The sequence below is a fragment of the Planktosalinus sp. genome (assembly GCF_059864935.1).
In genome coordinates, this window is sequence record NZ_JCBCCK010000244.1 from 1 (window position 1) to 20,327 (window position 20,327).

Annotated in this window: 20 protein-coding genes; 18 read left to right on the forward strand and 2 right to left on the reverse strand. The window is 39.7% G+C overall.

From position 1 onward, the window contains the following. From AC6F75_RS08375 to AC6F75_RS08455, 17 genes are all read left to right on the forward strand, one after another. Nucleotides 1–417, forward strand: a 417-nt coding sequence (locus AC6F75_RS08375) for a F0F1 ATP synthase subunit A (RefSeq protein ID WP_500714553.1), incomplete at its 5' end; no start/stop codon positions are given. 20 nt (nt 418–437) lie between these two features. Then, nucleotides 438–647: an ATP synthase F0 subunit C gene (atpE, locus tag AC6F75_RS08380; RefSeq protein ID WP_500714554.1), complete on the forward strand. Its 210-nt coding sequence runs from the start codon at nt 438–440 to the stop codon at nt 645–647. 78 nt (nt 648–725) lie between these two features. Next, entirely contained in the window at nt 726–1,220 is a 495-nt protein-coding gene (locus AC6F75_RS08385; RefSeq protein ID WP_500714555.1) for a F0F1 ATP synthase subunit B, read from the forward strand. 7 nt (nt 1,221–1,227) lie between these two features. Then, nucleotides 1,228–1,767, forward strand: a complete 540-nt coding sequence (atpH, locus tag AC6F75_RS08390; protein WP_500714556.1) for an ATP synthase F1 subunit delta — start codon at nt 1,228–1,230, stop codon at nt 1,765–1,767. Between the two features lie 42 nt (nt 1,768–1,809). After that, nucleotides 1,810–3,387 carry a F0F1 ATP synthase subunit alpha gene (gene atpA / locus AC6F75_RS08395; RefSeq protein WP_500714557.1) on the forward strand — a complete coding sequence of 526 codons (1,578 nt, stop codon included), beginning with the start codon at nt 1,810–1,812 and terminating at the stop codon, nt 3,385–3,387. A gap of 134 nt (nt 3,388–3,521) precedes the next feature. Further along, complete coding sequence (gene atpG / locus AC6F75_RS08400; RefSeq protein WP_500714558.1) at nt 3,522–4,391, forward strand: ATP synthase F1 subunit gamma; 870 nt, start codon at nt 3,522–3,524, stop codon at nt 4,389–4,391. Nucleotides 4,392–4,562: 171 nt separating this feature from the next. Continuing rightward, on the forward strand, nt 4,563–5,096 hold the full coding sequence (locus tag AC6F75_RS08405; RefSeq protein WP_500714559.1) for an outer membrane beta-barrel protein: 534 nt from the start codon (nt 4,563–4,565) through the stop codon (nt 5,094–5,096). 116 nt (nt 5,097–5,212) lie between these two features. Next, nucleotides 5,213–5,704, forward strand: coding sequence for a hypothetical protein (locus tag AC6F75_RS08410; protein WP_500714561.1), 492 nt, complete (start codon nt 5,213–5,215; stop codon nt 5,702–5,704). 59 nt (nt 5,705–5,763) lie between these two features. Continuing rightward, the gene (locus AC6F75_RS08415) at nt 5,764–7,218 is read left to right on the forward strand and encodes an oligosaccharide flippase family protein (RefSeq protein WP_500714562.1); all 1,455 of its coding nucleotides are present in this window, start codon (nt 5,764–5,766) and stop codon (nt 7,216–7,218) included. After that, complete coding sequence (gene dut, locus AC6F75_RS08420) at nt 7,215–7,649, forward strand: dUTP diphosphatase (protein WP_500714563.1); 435 nt, start codon at nt 7,215–7,217, stop codon at nt 7,647–7,649. Before AC6F75_RS08415 ends, dut begins: the two co-directional genes overlap by 4 nt. Before the next feature lie 158 nt (nt 7,650–7,807). Next, complete coding sequence (locus AC6F75_RS08425; protein WP_500714564.1) at nt 7,808–11,317, forward strand: SNF2-related protein; 3,510 nt, start codon at nt 7,808–7,810, stop codon at nt 11,315–11,317. Between the two features lie 49 nt (nt 11,318–11,366). Then, the gene (locus tag AC6F75_RS08430) at nt 11,367–11,711 is read left to right on the forward strand and encodes a hypothetical protein (RefSeq protein ID WP_500714566.1); all 345 of its coding nucleotides are present in this window, start codon (nt 11,367–11,369) and stop codon (nt 11,709–11,711) included. A gap of 21 nt (nt 11,712–11,732) precedes the next feature. After that, on the forward strand, nt 11,733–13,322 hold the full coding sequence (locus AC6F75_RS08435) for a DUF3843 family protein (RefSeq protein WP_500714567.1): 1,590 nt from the start codon (nt 11,733–11,735) through the stop codon (nt 13,320–13,322). Nucleotides 13,323–13,355: 33 nt separating this feature from the next. Beyond that, on the forward strand, nt 13,356–14,366 hold the full coding sequence (locus tag AC6F75_RS08440; protein ID WP_500714568.1) for a sugar phosphate nucleotidyltransferase: 1,011 nt from the start codon (nt 13,356–13,358) through the stop codon (nt 14,364–14,366). 44 nt (nt 14,367–14,410) lie between these two features. Continuing rightward, complete coding sequence (locus tag AC6F75_RS08445) at nt 14,411–15,739, forward strand: tetratricopeptide repeat protein (RefSeq protein ID WP_500714569.1); 1,329 nt, start codon at nt 14,411–14,413, stop codon at nt 15,737–15,739. 9 nt (nt 15,740–15,748) lie between these two features. Next, complete coding sequence (gene lolB1 / locus AC6F75_RS08450) at nt 15,749–16,525, forward strand: lipoprotein insertase outer membrane protein LolB1 (protein ID WP_500714570.1); 777 nt, start codon at nt 15,749–15,751, stop codon at nt 16,523–16,525. 41 nt (nt 16,526–16,566) lie between these two features. After that, complete coding sequence (locus AC6F75_RS08455) at nt 16,567–17,757, forward strand: peptidoglycan DD-metalloendopeptidase family protein (protein ID WP_500714571.1); 1,191 nt, start codon at nt 16,567–16,569, stop codon at nt 17,755–17,757. 178 nt (nt 17,758–17,935) lie between these two features. Here the strand turns inward: AC6F75_RS08455 and AC6F75_RS08460 are convergent, their stop codons facing one another. Continuing rightward, complete coding sequence (locus AC6F75_RS08460) at nt 17,936–18,448, reverse strand: hotdog domain-containing protein (RefSeq protein WP_500714572.1); 513 nt, start codon at nt 18,446–18,448, stop codon at nt 17,936–17,938. Between the two features lie 66 nt (nt 18,449–18,514). Beyond that, nucleotides 18,515–19,435, reverse strand: a complete 921-nt coding sequence (locus AC6F75_RS08465) for an HU domain-containing protein (RefSeq protein WP_500714573.1) — start codon at nt 19,433–19,435, stop codon at nt 18,515–18,517. A gap of 104 nt (nt 19,436–19,539) precedes the next feature. Between AC6F75_RS08465 and dprA the strand changes: the two genes are divergently transcribed. Further along, nucleotides 19,540–20,327 (forward strand): DNA-processing protein DprA (gene dprA / locus AC6F75_RS08470; protein WP_500714574.1); only part of this gene is annotated, 788 nt, incomplete at its 3' end.

Below are 20,327 nucleotides of genomic sequence, written 5' to 3' on the forward strand. Positions count from 1 at the left end.
AACGCTGCCAACCTAACTGGAAACATTGCATTTACCATGACAATGGCGGTATTTACATTTCTCATCACTACCTTTAGTGGCAACAAGCACTACTGGAAACACATATTCTGGATGCCCGGAGTACCTGTGCCGATGAAAATATTCCTTGCTCCAATTGAGTTAGTGGGAATTTTCACTAAACCTATTTCGCTGATGATACGTTTGTTTGCAAACATCACAGCCGGACACATCATCGTGCTCTCGTTAATGTCGTTGATTTTCATTTTCAAATCGGTTGCAGTAGCACCCATTTCAGTGGCATTTTCACTTTTTATTATTGTTATTGAAATAGTGGTTACCGCAATTCAAGCATATATATTTACCATATTGTCTGCCTTATATATAGGTATGGCAGTCGAAGAACACGAACATCATTAATTAATTTAAATTTTATAACTATGACTATTACAGGAATTGCAGCTATAGGAGCTGGTATTGCAGTTATCGGTGCCGGAATGGGTATCGGACGTATTGGTGGAGCGGCTATGGAAGCTATGGCCCGTCAACCGGAAATCCAAGGTAAGATTCAAACATCTGCACTAATTCTTGCAGCCTTCGTTGAGGCGGTTGCATTATTTGGTGTTGTTGTTGCCTTATTACAAGGTTAAGACCTATAAAAGCACAGAAGCAACGGTTGGTTGTTTCTGTGTTTTTAAAAAATTTAAATGATTAAAATACATTAAGAAATGGATCTAATAACTCCCGGATTTGGACTCGTATTTTGGACAGTAATCACTTTCCTGATACTCCTTTTTATTTTAAAGAAATTTGCCTGGAAACCTATTCTTGGCGCAGTAAACTCTCGTGAAGAGTCCATTATCAATGCACTTGCAGCAGCTGAAGCCGCTCGTCGCGAAATGGAAAACCTTCAGGCCGACAATGAAAGAATCCTGCAAGAAGCTCGTGCAGAGCGTGAGGCAATGATGAAAGAGGCGCGTGAAATTAAAAACAAAATGATTGCTGACGCTAAAGATGAAGCTAAAGCCAGCGCAGATAAAATGATTGCTCAGGCACAGGAAGCCATTGTAAGTGAGAAAAAAGCCGCTATCGCCGAACTTAAAGGGCAGGTAGCATCACTATCACTTGAAATTGCAGAAAAAGTTGTAAAACAGGAATTGGCCAACAAAGGACAACAAGAAAAACTTGTTGAGGAGATGTTGGGTAAAGCAACTTTAAACTAAACAACTCATGAGCAGAGCAGCAGTCAGGTATGCAAAGGCAGTTTTGGAACTTTCAACTCAAAGAGGCACTCAAAAGGCGACTTTTGAAGAAATGAAAGGCGTGCTGAAAACACTTCAGGGCAGCAAAGAATTGCGATTAATGCTCAAAAGTCCAATTGTTAAGCAAGAGGACAAAAGAGCTGTATTAAAAGAAGTGTTCGCCAACAACTCAGAAGTTGTTTTAAGCTTAATGGACATCCTCATCGACAATAAACGCGGCAGTCTTATTGAAGCAGTAGCCGAAAATTTTATTTCGAGATACAACACAAGCATTGGTGCAGTAGAAGCTTTAGTAACCACTGCAATTCCGCTGGACTCAGACCTTGAACAAAAAGTGTTTGAAAAATTAAAAGAATTAACAGGGGCAACCGATGTGACTTTAATCAACAAAGTAGATACGGCTCTTATCGGCGGATTTATTTTGAGAGTGGGCGACATGCAGTATGATGCAAGTATTGCCAACAATTTTGAACAACTAAGAAAAGAATTTAAACTAGCATATAATTAAAAAAGTACGCCATAAGCGGCTTTAACTATATATTTAAATACAATGGCAGAAGTAAAACCGGCTGAAGTATCAGCAATCTTAAAGAAACAACTTTCAGGATTTGAAGCATCAGCTTCTCTTGATGAAGTGGGAACTGTTTTAACCGTGGGGGATGGTATCGCCCGCGTGTATGGACTTTCTAATGTGCAGTATGGAGAGCTTGTAGATTTTGGAGCAGGACTTGAAGGAATTGTGCTTAACCTTGAAGAAGACAACGTAGGTGTGGTGCTTTTGGGCGATTCCAAAAAGGTAAAAGAAGGCTCAACCGTAAAACGTACACAGCGAATTGCCTCTATCAAAGTGGGTGAAGGCATTGCCGGTCGTGTGGTAAACACACTTGGACACCCCATTGATGGTAAAGGACCCATTCAAGGCGAAACTTTTGAATTGCCACTTGAGCGTAAAGCTCCCGGTGTAATTTACAGAGAGCCTGTTACAGAACCTCTTCAAACCGGTATCAAAGCAATTGACGCGATGATTCCCGTGGGAAGAGGTCAGCGTGAATTGGTAATTGGCGACCGTCAAACAGGTAAAACAACAGTCTGTATTGATACTATCATCAACCAGAAAGAGTTTTACGACGCCGGTCAACCGGTATATTGTATTTATGTGGCTATTGGCCAAAAAGCATCTACCGTGGCAAACATTGCTCGTGTTCTTGAAGAAAAAGGCGCCATGGCATATACCACTATTGTTGCTGCAAATGCGAGTGACCCTGCCCCAATGCAGGTATATGCACCAATGGCAGGAGCGGCAATCGGCGAGTATTTTAGGGATACAGGTCGTCCCGCATTGATTGTTTATGATGACTTGTCAAAGCAAGCAGTAGCATACCGTGAGGTATCACTGCTTTTAAGAAGGCCTCCGGGACGTGAAGCATACCCCGGCGATGTATTCTACCTGCACTCAAGATTGCTTGAGAGGTCGGCTAAAATCATCAACGACGATTCCATTGCTAAAAACATGAACGACCTTCCTGAGCCCTTAAAAGGAAAAGTAAAAGGTGGCGGATCGCTAACCGCCCTTCCAATTATTGAAACACAGGCAGGTGACGTTTCTGCATATATCCCGACCAACGTAATTTCGATTACAGATGGTCAGATTTTCCTTGAATCAGATTTATTTAACGCAGGTGTGAGACCGGCGATTAACGTGGGTATTTCGGTGTCGCGGGTAGGTGGTAACGCTCAAATTAAATCGATGAAAAAAGTGGCGGGTACACTAAAACTTGATCAGGCACAGTTCCGTGAACTTGAAGCTTTCTCCAAGTTTGGTTCAGATCTTGACGCCGCTACACGCAACGTAATCGAAAAAGGAAGACGTAACGTTGAAATCCTGAAACAAAATGAAGCCAGCCCTTTTACTGTAGAAGATCAGGTGGCAATTATTTATGCAGGTTCTAAAAACCTGTTGAGAAAAGTTCCTGTTGATAAGGTAAAAGAATTTGAAGTGGAATACCTCGAGTTCTTGAATGCCAGACACAGAAACATCCTTGACGATATCAAAGCAGGAAAGCTTACTGACGAAGTGATGGATACGCTGACAAATGCAGCAAAGGAACTTTCGGCAAAATACAATTAGACTTGAGACTTAAGTATTGAGGAATGAAGGGTCTCTAAAAATTCGATTAGAAATATAAGTTACGATTATTGTAAATTAAAAATAACTTCTAAATATTGCCCTCCCCTTAGGGGAGGGTTTGGGAGGGGCTTATTATGGCAAACTTAAAAGAAATACGCAACCGGATTACATCAGTATCTTCAACGATGCAGATTACCAGTGCCATGAAAATGGTTTCTGCTGCCAAGTTAAAAAAGGCTCAGGATGCCATCACGGCTATGCGCCCTTATGCTGATAAATTAACTGAATTACTGCAAACCTTAAGCGCATCCTTAGAAGGCGATGCCGGAAGCAAATATGCCGAGCAACGGGAAGTAAAAAATGTGTTGATTGTTGCTATTACTTCAAACAGAGGTCTTGCGGGAGCGTTCAATTCAAACATTTATAAGGAGTCCAAAACCCTTGCCGCCGGTTTTCAAAATCAAAATGTCGATTTCTTTACAATAGGTAAAAAAGGAAATGATCTTTTGAAAAAAGGCCATTCTATCATTGAAAACAACAATGTAATTTTTGATGACCTAAATTTTGAAAATGTTTCAATTATTGCTGAAAAGCTAATGGAGTTGTTTGCTTCAGGCAAGTATGACAAGATTATATTGGTTTATAATAGCTTTAAAAATGCCGCGACACAAATCGTTGTGAAAGAACAGTTTTTGCCTATAATTCCAATCGAAAACACTGAAGAAACACCGTCTTTAAAAAATCAAGATTATATTTTTGAGCCTTCAAAAGAAGAAATCGTTGAGCAGTTGATTCCTAAAAGTTTAAAAACACAACTATTCACAGGAATAAGAGACTCAGTTGCCAGTGAACATGGTGCACGAATGACGGCGATGCACAAAGCAACCGACAATGCTACTGAATTGAGGGATGCTCTTAAATTGTCTTACAACAAAGCCCGTCAGGCATCGATTACCAACGAGATACTTGAAATTGTTGGTGGTGCGGAAGCACTGAACAATTAGGCGAAGCCAAATGCTTCACAGGTGCGGAGGCGTTAAATAACTAATGCTAATATAAACCTTCAAGGTTTAGAAACCTTGAAGGTATAGAAAATCAACCCTATCAAGGTTTTGAACCCTGAGAGGGTTTTTGTTTGGTATTGTTTTTGAGTCCGAAACAAAAACTACCAAATTATGAAACACATACTACTATTTTCGGTCATTTTTTTACTTTCTTTTTCCGGGATTGCCCAAAATCAAAAGGGAGATATGTCAGTAAACATTCAAGTGGCACCCTTTTTAACAAAAGGGGATTTCAAAGATTTTGGACTAATCTCACTTGTAGGGGTTGAGTTTTTTGCGTCACCTAAGTTTTCAATTGCCACAAACCTTTTTGTGTCAAACAACACTGTAATAAAAAATGAATCCGGCCGTGAAATTCAATCTTTTGGGCTAATTACTTCAGGCCAATACTATTTTTTATTTAAAGAAAAATGGAATCTTTTTGGTCAAGCCGGATTTGGTTTTGGAATGGCAGATTATAAATCAATAGAAATTGACAATCAAACCTTATTCATTGGAAACATAGGTGCAGGAGCAAACTATCTTCTTAGCGAAAAACTTTCTTTAATGCTTAGTGTCCCCTATTTTATAGCGACTAATACAAGTAGAAATTTTACAGAAGCTGAAGGAGTGACGTTATTTGTTGGATTGGGATATAAGTTCTAAAGACATTTAAAAACTTTGAAGGTTTCTTTTTACAAACCTTGGCTTCAAAACCCTGAGAGGGTTTTTTATTACCTTTACGGCACAGTAATTGTCAAATTACTTATAAATTCTGAACAATGACACGACTCATTTTTACGCTTATCGGAATATTTGCCGTTTCCTGCAATTCAAACAAACCGGTTTTTGAAGAAAACCCGCCGTTTATTGTTCAAGAAGCTTTTTATCAATACTGGTTGGCCGGTGTGCAGGAAGCCGGAAGAGGCATATATATTGAATTGCAATTTTCTGAGATTGCTCATGGGGTGGAAGTGGAAAACATCTATTTCAGAGAGCAAAAATACCAATTGATTCAGGATAAAAACGACCCTAAAACTTTTCGCGCAAGCGATACTTTTCCGCAAAAAGAAGATGTGATATTGGACAGCGATTCCGTTAAGGAAATGGACAATCCCAGGCCGGCTTTGGACAGCGAATTTCCTTTCCAACTAAAACCTGATGAAGCGGTAATCACTTACGCAAAAAGTGGCAAAACGGTTCATTATAAACTCACTCTTACCAAAAAGGAAACCGTGTCTTACCCTTCTTCAAAACCTGTGGACAACAATTAGTCAAAACCTTGCGTTCATAAGCAGTTTTTAAATACTTTTACTATTCAAAAACCCTGCTTTTGGCGGCTTTAAAAAAACTTTTTCAACACACGTTTATTTACGGACTGGCAACGGTTTTGCCACGAATGCTGAGTTTTCTCTTAGTGCCGCTTTATACAGCAGTATTGCCCACAAGTGAATTTGGTGAAATTTCCATCGTGTTTTCCTGGATTATTCTCTTTAATGTGATTTTGGCTTACGGTATGGAAACTGCCTTTTTTAGGTTTTTTACCAAAGAAAATAACAAAAGCACTGTTGTTTCAACCTCCACGATTTCCTTGATTTTTACAACGCTACTCTTTTTAGCAACAGCGTTTACGTTCAGGGAAGGGCTGGCAGCTTTATCGGGTATAGCGGTTGAGTTTGTCACTTACACCATTTTTGTGCTTACGCTTGACGCTTTGGTGATCATCCCGTTTGCTTGGTTGCGCGCCAATGAAAAACCGGTGCGTTATGCCGTGATAAAAATTTTCAATGTTAGCGTAAACCTGGGTTTAAACGTCTTTTTTTTACTGGCCTTACCGGAACTTGCCGGGGATGGGTTTTGGAATACTATCTACATTGAAGGTTTTGAACTTTCCTATATTTTCATTTCGATGGTTGCGGCCAGCGCATTGACCTTTTTATTGTTGTTGCCATTCTATTTCAATCTGGTTTACAAATTCAGCAAACCGCTTTGGGTGGAAATGATGAGGTATGCTTATCCGGTATTGATTGCCGGAATTGCCTTTGCAATCAATGAGGCTTTTGACCGCATTTTGTTAGGCTGGCTCCTCCCTCCCGGAATAGCCGAAGAAGCAGTGGGGGCCTATGCAGCCTGTTACAAACTGGCCATTTTTATGACGCTATTTGCAACAGCTTTCCGTTTGGGTATTGAACCGTTTTTCTTCAGTCAGGCCAAAGAAAAAAATGCTCCGGAGACTTATGCGCTCATCACCCGCTATTTTATTGCATTTGGGGCGGTGATTTTAATCACAGTGGTGGTTTTTGCCGATGTGTTGAAAATCATCCTTATTCGCGACAGCGATTATTGGGTAGCAATGAAAATTGTTCCGCTGATTTTATTGGCTAACTTTTTCCTAGGGATTTATCACAACCTTTCGGTGTGGTACAAAGTGACTGACCGCACCAAATTTGGCGCTTACATTTCTATAGTTGGAGCAGCGATAACTCTCATCATTAACTTTACGCTAATACCGTCAATGAGCTTTATGGGTTCTGCAATAGCAACCCTGGCCGCTTATGGAAGTATGATGTTGATCTCCTACTATTACGGTCAGAAGTATTTTCCCGTGCCATACGATATTAAAAAAATCGGGATTTATTTGATGGGTTCAGTGCTTGTTTCGGCATTGAGTTTTTATTTTTTCAGAAATACTTATGAGTTGACTATCCCTTTATGGTTAGGTTTTTTAACTTTGGTACTTGTACAGGAAAAACAAGCAGTAAAACAACTATTACGCATTAAAAAATGACCATAAAAATCATCAACAAGTCGGGTTTTGAAATGCCCAATTATGAAACCATAGCTTCAGCCGGAATGGATTTAAGGGCTTCAATTGAAGAGGCGATTACCTTGAAACCACTGGAGCGAGCCATTGTCAAAACAGGGCTTTTTATCGAGCTGCCTGTGGGCTATGAAGCTCAGGTAAGGCCTCGCAGCGGTTTGGCGGCTAAAAAGGGAGTGACCGTTTTAAACGCCCCGGGAACAATCGACGCCGATTACCGTGGGGAAATAGGCGTAATATTGGTAAATTTATCCAATGAACCTTTTACAGTTGAAAATGGCGAACGCATCGCGCAGCTTGTAATTGCAAAACACGAGCGCGCCCAATGGCAAGAGGTGGATGAACTTTCTGAAACCTCTCGCGGAGCCGGAGGATTCGGAAGTACAGGGATAAAATAATTCCTATGAAAGCAAGAAAAGAGTTCTTTTATGATCTTCTTCTAAACCCATAAACCGACAGTTTCATGGCAGGTGTTAGGAGAATTATTGGGTTATAATGCCAAGATTTATAATGAATATAATTATACTGAATATAAAATCCAAAAACTATATCTACAATGTCAAACAATTATGGTAAAACATGGTGGGGGCAACAGTGGCTCAACACATTAAGTCATATAGATTATGACAACAGGCTTCCTAGGGGGAAAAGTTATGCAAACAAAGGTGCTGTCACCAAAATAACATTTAAGGAAAATGTTATATCGGCAAAAGTAGCGGGCAGCAGAAGAACCCCTTATAAAGTGAATATCATCCTGCCTCCTTTTTTTGAGCCGGAATTAAGTGATTTTATAAGAAAACTGTCGTTAAAGCCTACAATTATTTCTAAACTCCTCAATCGGGAACTTGACCCAGAGGTTCTCAACATTGCCGAAGCACTTGGGCTAAAAGTATTTCCAAAACAATGGACAGACTTTAAAATGCAATGTTCTTGCCCGGATTGGGCAGTACCTTGTAAACACCTGGCTGCCGTAGTCTATAAAGTGAGTGCCGAGATAGACAATAATCCCTTTTTGGTTTTCGACTTACATAAGGTAAACTTGATTGAAGAACTCAAAGGCATAGGCATCCACGTCAATAAAAAACAAGCCGAAATACCCACCATAAAAGAACTGTATTTTAACCCAAAAAAAAGAAAACCCCCGGTATTTGATGATCAAAAAGCGTATCAAAAACTGTCTTTTTCTAAGTTGACCAGAATTCATGAACCCCTAACTGCATTATTGGCAGACCACCCTGTGTTTTATCAAAAAGCAGGAAATTTTAAAGACAAATATCTTGTTCGGCTTACTAAAATTGTAAAAAATGCCGAAAAAGTCACAAAAGGAAAAATCAGCTTAGAAAACCTTTTTGCAAAAGCAATTCAAGAAAACCAGGCTGTCAACACGCATAGCAACCAGTATATAACGATAGATGAAGCCTTTCAATCAAAAGTGTATGTAAACGACACGCCTTTTTCCTTTCTGCATTTTTTACAGCAATTATCTCAAGTACCTTCAAACAAAACGCTAGATTATCAACCTTCTACAGCATCGCTTTATACAGTATTGCAACTGGCGGTGCATTTGTTGGCTCACGGTGCAGTAACCCCTCAAATTGTTCAACTTCAAAATAAAAAATTCAGCATTAGGTGGTTGCCCGCCATGATGAGTAAAGAAGTGAGGGCTTTAGTAGAAAAATTAGATGATATAGTGCCGCCCAATGTGTTTTTGTGGCAGGACAAAAACCAAACCAAACCCATTAACCAAAACCATGCTTTTAATCTTTTAGCTGTATTTATCACCGAAATCGTTTCCTTATTAGAAACAAAAAAAGGAGAAGATCTATTCCTTCAGTTATTTTTCAATAATGAGCCTTATGGCTTTAGTGAACCAGGAGAAGATGCTTTAAGTGGTGGCATTATGGCGTGGCTGCAAAAATTCTACATCACTCAAGGCAAATACAAACCGCAAATTGTTGTTGAAGAATTGCCAAATGAAAACTTTAAAATCAACCTCAACATTTTTGACCAATCAGAAACGTCTTTTAATACCCCCATCTCCTTAAAAAGCATACTGAACGGTGAAAAATATGATAAGGACAGGTATGAAATCCTCAGATCCTTGACCCAGTTGAGCAGTTTTATAAATGGGCTGGATGAATATATCAACACCCAAGGGCAGCAAGACATTGTTATGGATATTGATGGGTTTTCTCCTTTTTTAATGGAAATGATACCTGCCATACAACTATTGGATATTGATATTTTATTGCCAAAATCGTTAAAAGAAATTTTAAGGCCCAAAACAAGCTTAAAAGTTAAACGGAATAATGAAAACAGGTCTTTTATAAGACTGGATCAATTACTGGACTTTGATTGGCAAGTCGCTCTGGGCGATACGTTGATTGACGAAAAAGAATTTAAAAAGCTCCTCAAAAAATCGCATGGACTCATAAAATATAAAGCCGGTTATATTTATGTAAACCCACAGGAAATAGAAAAAATCAACAAACATTTTTCTCAGCCCGAGAGGCTCAACGCTTTTCAAATCCTAAGAGCGGCACTAAGTGGGGAATACCAAGGAGCAAAAATTGCAATAACAGATGAAGTTGAAAAAATGATTGAAGAACTCACACATTATTCTGAAATTCCATTGCCTAAAAACCTAAAAGCAACCCTACGACCCTACCAGCACAGGGGATATTCCTGGATGTATAGAAACGCCAAAATAGGTTTTGGCTCTGTTCTGGCAGATGACATGGGATTGGGAAAAACCCTTCAGGTTATTACCACTATTCTAAAATACAAAGAAGAAGGAATGTTAGATAATGAGAAAATACTGGTGGTAGCACCCACAGGCCTATTGAGTAACTGGCAAAAAGAAATAGAAAAATTTGCGCCACAACTACACACTCAAATTTATCACGGCACTTCCCGAAAAATTGAAAGTGAAGATTTTGACGTGCTCATTACCTCTTATGGAGTGATGAGAAGCGACGCTCAAAAACTCAAAAAACGCAAATGGCAAACCTTGGTAATCGATGAAGCCCAAAACATCAAAAATGTTAACACCAATCAAACCCGGGCCATCAAAACCATTGGTGCCAACAACTTTATAGCTATGAGCGGTACTCCTGTTGAAAACCGCTTAAGTGAGTTGTGGAGTATTATGGATTACAGCAACCGGGGGTTATTGGGTTCCGTTAAAGAATTCAATGCTACTTATGCTGTTGATATTGAGGTTAATAATGATATAGAAACGGCAGAAAAACTGAAAAAAGTTACCGCACCTTTTATGATGCGAAGGCTCAAATCAGACAAAACGATCATATCAGACCTGCCCGATAAAATAGAAATGGACGCTTTTGCAACGCTTTCCCAGGAGCAAACCGGCCTCTATGAAGAAACACTGCAAAAAGCATTACAAGATATAGAAGGCATCACAGAAATAGACAACAAGGCCATGTTTGTGCGACAGGGGCTCGTTTTGCAAATGATACTGGCATTAAAACAAATTTGCAATCATCCTACGCAATTTTTAAAAAACAACATTATTGACCCCACATTGAGCGGGAAAACCCGGCTTTTGTTTGATAAATTGGACACCATCGTTGAAAGCGGTGAAAAGGTATTGATCTTTACACAGTTTACGGAAATGGGTAATCTATTAAAGCAGTTTATTGCAGATAGATACCGTGAAGAACCTATGTTTTATCACGGAGGGTGCAATACAAAGCAACGCAACACCATGGTTGATAATTTTCAAACCAACAGGGCCGATAAAATATTTATTTTGTCGCTTAAAGCAGCCGGCACCGGACTCAACCTCACCGCTGCCAACCATGTGATTCATTATGATTTGTGGTGGAATCCGGCTGTGGAAGCCCAAGCAACAGACAGGGCATACAGAATAGGCCAAAAAAGCAATGTCATGGTCCACCGGTTTATTACAAAAAACACCTTTGAAGAGCGCATCAATGAAATGATTCAAAGCAAAAAAGCACTGGCAAAAATGACCGTTTCAACAGGGGAAAACTGGATTGGAAACCTGAGCAATAAAGAGTTGAAAGATATGTTTTCTTTATAGCTGTCCAATAACACCTTACGTTTGCCACAAACAATAAATAGAGCACATTATGGATTTAGCCAAAGCAGATAAAAAAATTGTCAAAAAATTAATCAACTTGGGTGCCGAAAGGGAGAAAACCATCTACATTTATCAGGTTGACAACATTATTCTTGACTTTAAAACCAACAAAACAGGCGTAAGCGATTGCTATGGAAAGGCCTATAGCTCCGTAGTGGATAACGATAAAAAGATCGCAAGAAAATACGATGGGCTCAGTGGTTCAAGATATTATGATATTGTTTTAGACCTCTTTATCCACAATATAGTCTCAGACGAAGAAATAAAAGGATTTTCTCCTGAAGTTTATAAAAAGTTGATACAACACAAAGAATATTTTACAGGGAATGAGTAATACACAATTCAAACGATTAAAGTGAAAAAAAGAATATATATTAAACAATGGAATAAAATCAAACCCTATCAAAAGGGTGATGCTTCAGACCCATTTTACCTGAAAGTAGCAAATGTTCTTTATGAAGAACTCTCATACTATTCAGGAAACTTTTCAGAATTGATGACAAGTGAGGAATTTGTGGACTTTTGTTGCTTCCTCACGGCATATTTTGAAGACGTTATCTCAGAAACCTATATTTTTCAAGCAGTGGCAAAACACTTTAAGCAAATTTATGGATTGGAACTTTATGAGTTTTTTGAGGATGAGGAATATTATGAAGACGAAATAAACTTAAGCGACTTAAAACTGCTTTGCTGGATTTACATCAACCTAAAGGTAGAAGACAGGTACATTGGGTTTCAAACAGGATTTTTTGAACATATTGCTCAAAGTGCCTATACTATTTTTGATGAATATTGGGAAGGTGCGCCCATGAATGGAACCCTGAAAGCCTTTTATACTTTTAAAGCCACTAACGATTATTACCAAATAAGGGAGTACATAAAAAGACTTTTCCTTGATTCATACCTCTTCAAGCACGACACGGAACTTGAATTAGAGGACAGGATAGATACAATGGTTAGTGATTGTGATGAAAAAAACATAAACATCGTTAATTATATACTTAACACAGAGGCCGATAAAATGACAATTAACGGCAAGTCAAAGATACTGGCACTCTCCGGTAAAGAACTGCTTGCTCATTACGTGGGCAAAGAACATAAGAACCACCAAGATATCTTAACCCTTTCCGAAAGGGTGGAAGGAAACTTTTTGTACAAAAATAAAGACAGCCGTTATATTTATTTGGAATTTATCGCCTCCGGGCACCCTGTCAAGTTGCTCAAGGGCTCTTATGACAACCACGGAGCACTTTTTGATGACTGCATTCTCTATATGGGGATGGTTAAATGGCAGGGGGACTGGTGGTTTTCAGGAAATTCATTTATAACGCCTTTTGATGCCAATCTTATTTTGGACGAAAAAAGCAACATCCCCGCGAGAAGAAACGGAAATATCCTAGAAGACCAAACGAAATTTCAACAAGCCATAGACCTTCAAAGAAAAGCATTTCTCGAACTAAACAAGAACAACCCTTTGGCCTTTTTAAAAGGAAATGAAGTAAATGGCTTTTTAAAACAGTTCAATGACTATATTAATGATAAGGCACAGCTTTCAGAAAAAGAAAAAGAAGCTTCCAAAAAAAAGGCAAAACAAGACGGTTATTTAAAAGAAGGAGAAGAAAACAATTTTAACTATAGCAAAAGTGATAGAGTGGTACTCTATTTTAACCCCAAAAGCGGTTTGGAGATGGGGATAAACCTATGCGCAGCCTTTCCCGAAAGGAACAATCCCTTTTTTAATAAAGAGGAAATGGATGAAAACTTTGAAACCATATTGTTTTCTGAGGATTTATCCACAGAAATGGCCAGCTATTTAATAGCCCGTCACAAAGATAGATATACCTTTGCCAAAAATAGGACAACAGAAGAAATTGATATGGTCATGAGGTTTTTTAAACAAAATATGTATTTCTCAAAGCCACAAATGGCCTTTACCGGAAAATGAAGCGCAACCATTAGTTAAGAAGAAGATAATTTTATGAAAATAATAGTACCCATGGCCGGACGCGGAAGCCGCTTAAGGCCACATACACTCACAGTTCCCAAGCCGTTAATACCTATTGCGGGCAAACCCATTGTGCATCGCCTGGTGAAAGATATTGCCAAAGTACTCAACAGGACCATAACCGAAGTGGCATTTATCATAGCCGAAGATTTTGGCGAGGAAGTGGAAAAAAACCTGCTCGAAATTGCTGGATCACTTGATGCCAAAGGCAGCATTTACTATCAGGACAAACCTCTGGGTACCGGTCACGCCATTATGTGTGCCAAAGAATCTTTGGAAGGGCCTTGCGTGATTGCTTATGCAGACACGCTTTTTAGGGCCGATTTTCAACTGGATGAAAAAGCCGACAGCGTGATTTGGGTGAAAGAAGTAGAAGATCCTTCACAATACGGCGTTGTGAGCTTAGACCCCAACAACATCATTACAGGTCTGGTTGAAAAACCAAAAGAGTATGTGTCCAATCTGGCTGTAATCGGAATCTATTACTTCAAGGAAGGAGCTGAATTAAAAGCACAACTTCAAAAAGTCCTCGATGATGACCTTACCCATGACGGGGAATATCAAATCAACGACGGCATCAAAGCAATGATGAATCAAGGCAAGGTTTTTGTGCCGGGCAAAATTGACGAATGGATGGATTGTGGCAATAAAAATGTGACTGTAGAAACCAACAGCCGCATGCTCAATCACCTGATGAATGAAGGAATGCCTTTGATTTCAAGCAGTATCAATGAAGAAAATACCAAAATCATTGAGCCCTGTTATATTGGTGAAAACGTGACTTTAAAAAATGCTACAATTGGCCCCAACGTTTCTTTAGGTGATGGTTGTGTGGTTGAAAATAGCACAATTAAAAACAGTCTGATTCAAACCAACAGCACCATTAAAAATGCGTCACTGGACAATGCCATGATAGGAAACCACGTTATCTTTGATGGGAACTTTTCATCAATCAGTTTAGGGGATTATACAACTATGGAATAAACTTGAGAATTAATTTTATACATATTGTTTTTTTGATTTTAGGAATGGCAATCATTCCCCTAAATTCTTTTGCCCAAGACGAAAAAGACGAAGAAGAAATCCTCGATGAGTTGGGCGTGGTAACAGACCGCTTTCAAGACCATTTTTTTGAAGCACTCAAGCAGAAAGGAATTGAAAATTACGACAGAGCACTTCGAGCACTGGAAAAAGCAGCCCGGGAATCACCCAACGAAATTGCCGTTTATTATGAAATGGCAAAAAACTACGGGCATCTAAAACAATGGGAACAAGCAGAAGCACATTACAACAAAGTACTTCAAATGGAGCCCGGAAGAATGGAAGCCTATGAAGGACTTTATGATGTTTACTATAACACCAACGATTATCAAAAAGCCATTGAGGTGGTTCAAAAACTCATCCCCTTTGACAGGGAATATAAAGAAGACCTGGCCAACCTTTATGAACGCACAGAGCAATATGAAAAGGCCCTGCAACTCCTTGACGAACTCGACCTCGAATTGGGCAACAATGAGTACAGAACCCAGCTTAGACAACAGATTTACGTAAAAAGTGACAACACTCAGACTCAGATTTCTGACCTTGAAAACCGCATCAACCGAACTCCGGCAAATGAACAGGACTTCCTCAACCTGATTTTTCTTTACAGCGAACAAAACAACACCCAGGCCGCTTTTGAAACCGCTGAAAAACTCATTCAGATAAACCCTGATGCCGATGTGGCACATTTGGCCTTGTATAAATTCTATTTGGAGCAAGGCAAAACAACAGAGTCACTTAACTCGATGCGGAAAGTTTTTGGCAGTGATAAAATTGATATGGACAGTAAGTTTAAAGTGCTGAATGATTTTTTACTTTTTGTCAACGAAAACCCGCAATTTGAAAATGAATTGGAAACCATGGTCACCTTGTTTTCAAAGGAATCACAAAACTCAAAAGTATATCAACAGTTGGGCGATTACTACCTCAACAAACAAATGAACGATGAAGCGTTGAAATACTACGAATTGGCTCTGAAAAGCAATCCCAATGATTTTAACCTGATAAAAACAACGGTACTGCTTCAAATTGAAACCAATAAATTTACTAAAGCGGCACAACTAAGTCAAAGCAGTCTGGATTTATTTCCTTCTCAACCCATTTTATATTTACTGAATGGCGTGGCCAATCTCAATCTGAACAATACTTCAAGGGCCAAAACGATGTTTGAAACCGGCTTGGATTATCTGATAGACGACCCACAAATGGAGCGCGACTTTTATTTACAACTCAATAAAGTTTACGAAAAAGAAGGCAACACCCAAAGAGCTGAAACTTATTTAAATCGCGCAAATAAAATCGCACCTAAAAATTAATTTTTATATATGAACTTAACCAGGATTCTGCTTTTAATTTTAGTATCGATCACATTTATGATTTCCTGTAAATCAGCAAAAAAGGCTGTAGGTCTTGACGAGGCGATAAAATCGGCAGAATTGATCAACCTTCACAAAAACACTGAACCCCGTTTTACAACACTGGCCGGTCGCGTAAATGTCAATTATGACGACGGCAGCAGGGCGCAGAGCCTCACCGTAAGTTTAAGAATGCAAAAAGATGAAATCATTTGGGTGAGCGCCTCCATATTGGGCATAAGCATTGCCAGATTACTCATCACACCCGACAATGTAAGCTACTATGAAACCATCAACAGAACCTACTTTGACGGTGACTTTAGTTTACTGAGCAGCTGGCTGGGAGTGGATGTTGATTTTCAGATGGTACAAAATATTTTGATGGGACAGGCTGTTCTCCCAATAAGCGGTGAACAATATGATGCCTCTGTTTTTGGGGCTAACTACAGGCTTACGCCTAAAACACAACACCAGCTGTTTAAGCATATTTTTTTAGTCAATCCGGGCAATAACCGAATGGCTTCGCAGCAAATTGTTCAGGAAGAAGAACGGCGCGTACTAACGGTTGATTATGCGTCTTATCAAAATGCCGGGTTATTTCTGTTTCCTAAAGAAATCAGGTTAAATGCCATTGAACAAAATGAACAAACCCGTGTAATTCTGGATTTTAGAACTGTGGATGTAAACCCTGAGCTTACTTTCCCCTTCAGGATTCCGGGAGGATATGACCAAATTAGACTTGACTGATGCCCTATAAGTTGAAACACATATTTCTTTGCTTAACGCTGATGTTTTCAGCGCAGCTACTTTTTGCACAACCTGCCAAACAAGCCGAACTCGAGCAACAACGCCAAAAACTTCAGGATGAAATCAGGCAGATTAACACTTTGCTAAGAACAACCAGACAGCGGGAACAGTCTGTCCTCACTCAGGTTGAAAACATTGCCAGCCGCATTCAAGTAAGGGAAAACCTCATAAGAGTCACCAATCAACAGGCCAACTTAATTACCCGGGAGATTAACACCAATCAATCCAGAATTCAACAAATGCGTAGTGAGCTTGAAGTGCTCAAAGAAGATTATGCCAAGTTGATAGTGCAAACCTATAAAAGCCGATCAGACCAAAGCAGGGTGATGTTTTTGTTGTCCTCAGAAAATTTTCTTCAAGCATACAAACGGGCACAATATATGCAACAATATGCCAGACACCGAAAGAAACAAGGTGAAGAAATTGAGAGTAAAACGTTAGAACTTCAGGAGTTAAACAAAAACCTGTTGGTGCAACAACGTCAAAAGCAAGCATTGATAGAGGAAAACAGAGTTGCCAGAAATCAGCTTTTGGGCGAAAGAAAACAGCAAGAAGAGTTAATGGCGACCTTAAAACGTGATGAAAGCAAATATACGGCCCAAATCAGGGAACGGCAAAGAGAGGCCGCAGCCATAGACAAACAAATTGAAGACCTGATAAAAGCAGCCATTGCAGAGTCAAACCGTGCTACCGGAGGAACAGTAAAGGAAAGAGAAAGCACCAAGTTTGTGATGACCGCTGAGGCCAAAGCACTGGCGGCAAATTTTACAGGAAATAAAGGCAAACTTCCCTGGCCGGTAGAACGTGGTGTAGTGGTTACCCGCTTTGGCACCACCCAACACCCCACACTTCCCAACATCAAAACTTATAGCAGTGGTGTTGAAATTGCTACAGACGAAGGTGCTAAAGCAAGAGCAGCTTTTGATGGAGAGGTTCTTGCCATAATAGTAATTCGTGGAGCAAACAAGGCCGTACAAATCAGACACGGAGATTACATCACTGTGTATCAAAACATTGATGATGTTTATGTAAAAAGAGGTGACAAAGTAACCACCAAACAGGAAATTGGACGGGTGTTTACCAACCCATCAACAGGCAGAACCATTCTTAAATTCCTGATTTTCCAAAACACCAACAAGCTCAATCCCGCCGACTGGGTGTTTCAGATGTAAAGTTATTACAAGGTTTTTTAACCATTAAGAAATTAAGGTTAGTTAAGACCAACCCCCTCAATGTTTCTTAATGCCTTAATGTTTCAAAACAAGTGTTGGAAGTGTATTTTTTAACCATTAAGAAGTTAAGATAAGTTAAGGAGAAATCCTTAATGGCTATAACCCAAATAAGATGGGTTTAATCTATAAACAAGGCTTTTAGCTCTGAGGCATCTTTAGGCTTCATTTTTCCTGCAAGGACAAGGCTGAGTTGCTTTCGGCGTAAGGCAGCTGCAAAGCGTTCTTTTTCAAGTGTGGTTTCGGGGGCTATTTCCGGAACTTCCATAGGAACCCCCATTTCGTTTACAGCCACAAACGTATAGATGGCTTCGTTTGCTTTTGATTTCACACCACTTTCGCGGTCTTCAATCCACACGTCCAGATACACTTCCATGGAGGTTTTAAAGGCGCGGGACACTTTGGCTTCTACAGTTACCACACTGCCCACAGGAATCATTTTGTTGAAGGCGACGTGGTTGACAGAAGCCGTAACCACAATACGGCGTGAATGTCTCCTGGCCGAAATACTGGCCGCTCTGTCCATTCTGGCGAGTAGTTCGCCACCAAACATATTGCCAATGGGATTGGTTTCGCTGGGTAAAACAATATCTGTGAGTATGGTTAACGTCTCTTTTGGTGTCCTGGCTTGCATAACAAATGTTTTTGCAAAGGTAATGCCTTTGGAAATAAAAATCGCGATAAAATATTATTGGAAAAGTTATTCAACTTCCTGAACAAGCAGCCAGGCATCAGGATTTTCAACGCGCTGAACCTTGCGAAGTTCGGTGAGGGCTTCTTCCCTGTTCTCAAAACTGTTGTAAACCACCTGATGAAGTCCGTAGCGATTTACGCCTAATAGTCTTGCGGGATAACCCATATCTTTAAGTTGGCTGATTTTTGAAGTGGCATTTTCTTCCATTCGGAATGCACCGGCAACGATATGAAAACTTCCCATAGGTTTCTTCACTGCAACTGAAAGAGCCGGAAGCGGGGTACTCACCACAAAAGTAGCTTGCTGAATCTGGCTTTCTACCAGAGTATTTGCTTTTTGTTTTTCGGTTAAATTGTGTTCCTGAGCCTGATTATTGTAAACAAAAAGACCGCCCATTGATGCAAGACCTATGACTACTAACCCAATGGCAGCATAACGCCACACCGGAATAGACGATTTTTTGATGGAAATTACAGGGGCCTCCTTATCGGAAGGAAGTTTAGGAATTCTGGCAACCTTAACAGAAACAAACGGAGCAAGTCCAAACGACTCTGCAAGAAAGTTTGAGTTGCTTAAAGGCGTGAACTCAATTTGATTGCTTCTAACAGTCTTCAACTCACCAATGGATTCAATCAACACTATTTCGCCGTTTTCAAGAGCTGTTTTATATACCCTGATATGTGTTCTGAGCATAGAAAGAGCAATCTCATAACTGATGTTTTTAATACTGGCGATATGATTGGCCAACAATCCGTCGTTGGTTTGCAAGTGACGGTTGAACGAAAGTGTTTTTGTAGGTGGGTAAAACGTATGGGTTTTTACATCAATATGAGCCGGTTTGGTTTGGGTGATAAACGCCCCCAGCCCGGGAAGAATGACACATTCATACCGGTAAAGTAAATCGCTGATGTAAGTGGATAGTTGCATTGTAAACAAATTTACTATTTTTTTCGACTTTCAAAATTTTAAAACACATAAGTTTTTAACAAATATTTTTTCATTAATTTTATTGGCCTTATAAACTTGAAAACGTGACAAAAGAAGAATTGTTCCACACCCTTGTGCTTCAAAAAGTGCCCAACCTTGGGGATGCCTCAGCTAAAAAGCTCATTCATAAAACCGGAAGTGCATCGGCAGTTTTCACGGAAAAGAAAAACAAACTGCTCAAAATTGATGGTATTGGCGAGTTTAAATTGAAAGAACTTCACAACACAAATTACTTTGCTTTAGCAGAGCAGGAAATCAGGTTTATTGAAGAAAACAACATAGCTGTTAGTTTCTTTAAAGATGAAGATTATCCCGATAACTTAAAACACTGCATCGATGGTCCGGTATTGTTTTTTCACCGGGGCAACATCAACTTCAATAGAAAACGGATTATCAGCATCGTGGGCACCAGAAAAATCACCACTTATGGCAACTCTTTTTGTGAAAAGCTTGTTGAAGATTTGGCGCCACTTGACGCTGTAATAGTTTCTGGGTTTGCTTATGGGGTTGATATTGCTGCACACAAAGCTGCAATAAAAAATAAACTCCAAACCATTGCCTGCCTGGCCCACGGGCTGAATCAAATTTATCCCAAAACACATAAAAAGTATGTCAATGAGGTGGAATACAACGGCGGATTTATCACAGAATTCTGGAGCAGCGACCCCTTTGACAAAACCAATTTTTTAAAACGCAACCGCATCATTGCCGGGATCTCTGAAGCGACTATTGTCATAGAATCTGCCGAAAAAGGAGGAAGCCTTGTTACTGCTGAAATTGCAAATTCCTACAGCAGGGATGTGTTTGCCGTTCCAGGAAGGGTAACTGACAG

Bases quoted from the DNA above. Each gene is read 5' to 3' on its own strand.
- atpG (WP_500714558.1), top strand. From the start codon at position 3,522: ATGGCAAACTTAAAAGAAATACGCAACCGGATTACATCAGTATCTTCA.
- lolB1 (WP_500714570.1), top strand. From the start codon at position 15,749: ATGAACTTAACCAGGATTCTGCTTTTAATTTTAGTATCGATCACATTT.
- AC6F75_RS08445 (WP_500714569.1), top strand. From the start codon at position 14,411: ATGGCAATCATTCCCCTAAATTCTTTTGCCCAAGACGAAAAAGACGAA.
- AC6F75_RS08440 (WP_500714568.1), top strand. From the start codon at position 13,356: ATGAAAATAATAGTACCCATGGCCGGACGCGGAAGCCGCTTAAGGCCA.
- AC6F75_RS08385 (WP_500714555.1), top strand. From the start codon at position 726: ATGGATCTAATAACTCCCGGATTTGGACTCGTATTTTGGACAGTAATC.
- atpE (WP_500714554.1), top strand. From the start codon at position 438: ATGACTATTACAGGAATTGCAGCTATAGGAGCTGGTATTGCAGTTATC.
- dut (WP_500714563.1), top strand. From the start codon at position 7,215: ATGACCATAAAAATCATCAACAAGTCGGGTTTTGAAATGCCCAATTAT.
- AC6F75_RS08460 (WP_500714572.1), bottom strand. From the start codon at position 18,448: ATGCAAGCCAGGACACCAAAAGAGACGTTAACCATACTCACAGATATT.
- AC6F75_RS08405 (WP_500714559.1), top strand. From the start codon at position 4,563: ATGAAACACATACTACTATTTTCGGTCATTTTTTTACTTTCTTTTTCC.
- atpA (WP_500714557.1), top strand. From the start codon at position 1,810: ATGGCAGAAGTAAAACCGGCTGAAGTATCAGCAATCTTAAAGAAACAA.
- AC6F75_RS08410 (WP_500714561.1), top strand. From the start codon at position 5,213: ATGACACGACTCATTTTTACGCTTATCGGAATATTTGCCGTTTCCTGC.
- AC6F75_RS08455 (WP_500714571.1), top strand. From the start codon at position 16,567: ATGTTTTCAGCGCAGCTACTTTTTGCACAACCTGCCAAACAAGCCGAA.
- atpH (WP_500714556.1), top strand. From the start codon at position 1,228: ATGAGCAGAGCAGCAGTCAGGTATGCAAAGGCAGTTTTGGAACTTTCA.
- AC6F75_RS08465 (WP_500714573.1), bottom strand. From the start codon at position 19,435: ATGCAACTATCCACTTACATCAGCGATTTACTTTACCGGTATGAATGT.
- AC6F75_RS08425 (WP_500714564.1), top strand. From the start codon at position 7,808: ATGTCAAACAATTATGGTAAAACATGGTGGGGGCAACAGTGGCTCAAC.
- AC6F75_RS08430 (WP_500714566.1), top strand. From the start codon at position 11,367: ATGGATTTAGCCAAAGCAGATAAAAAAATTGTCAAAAAATTAATCAAC.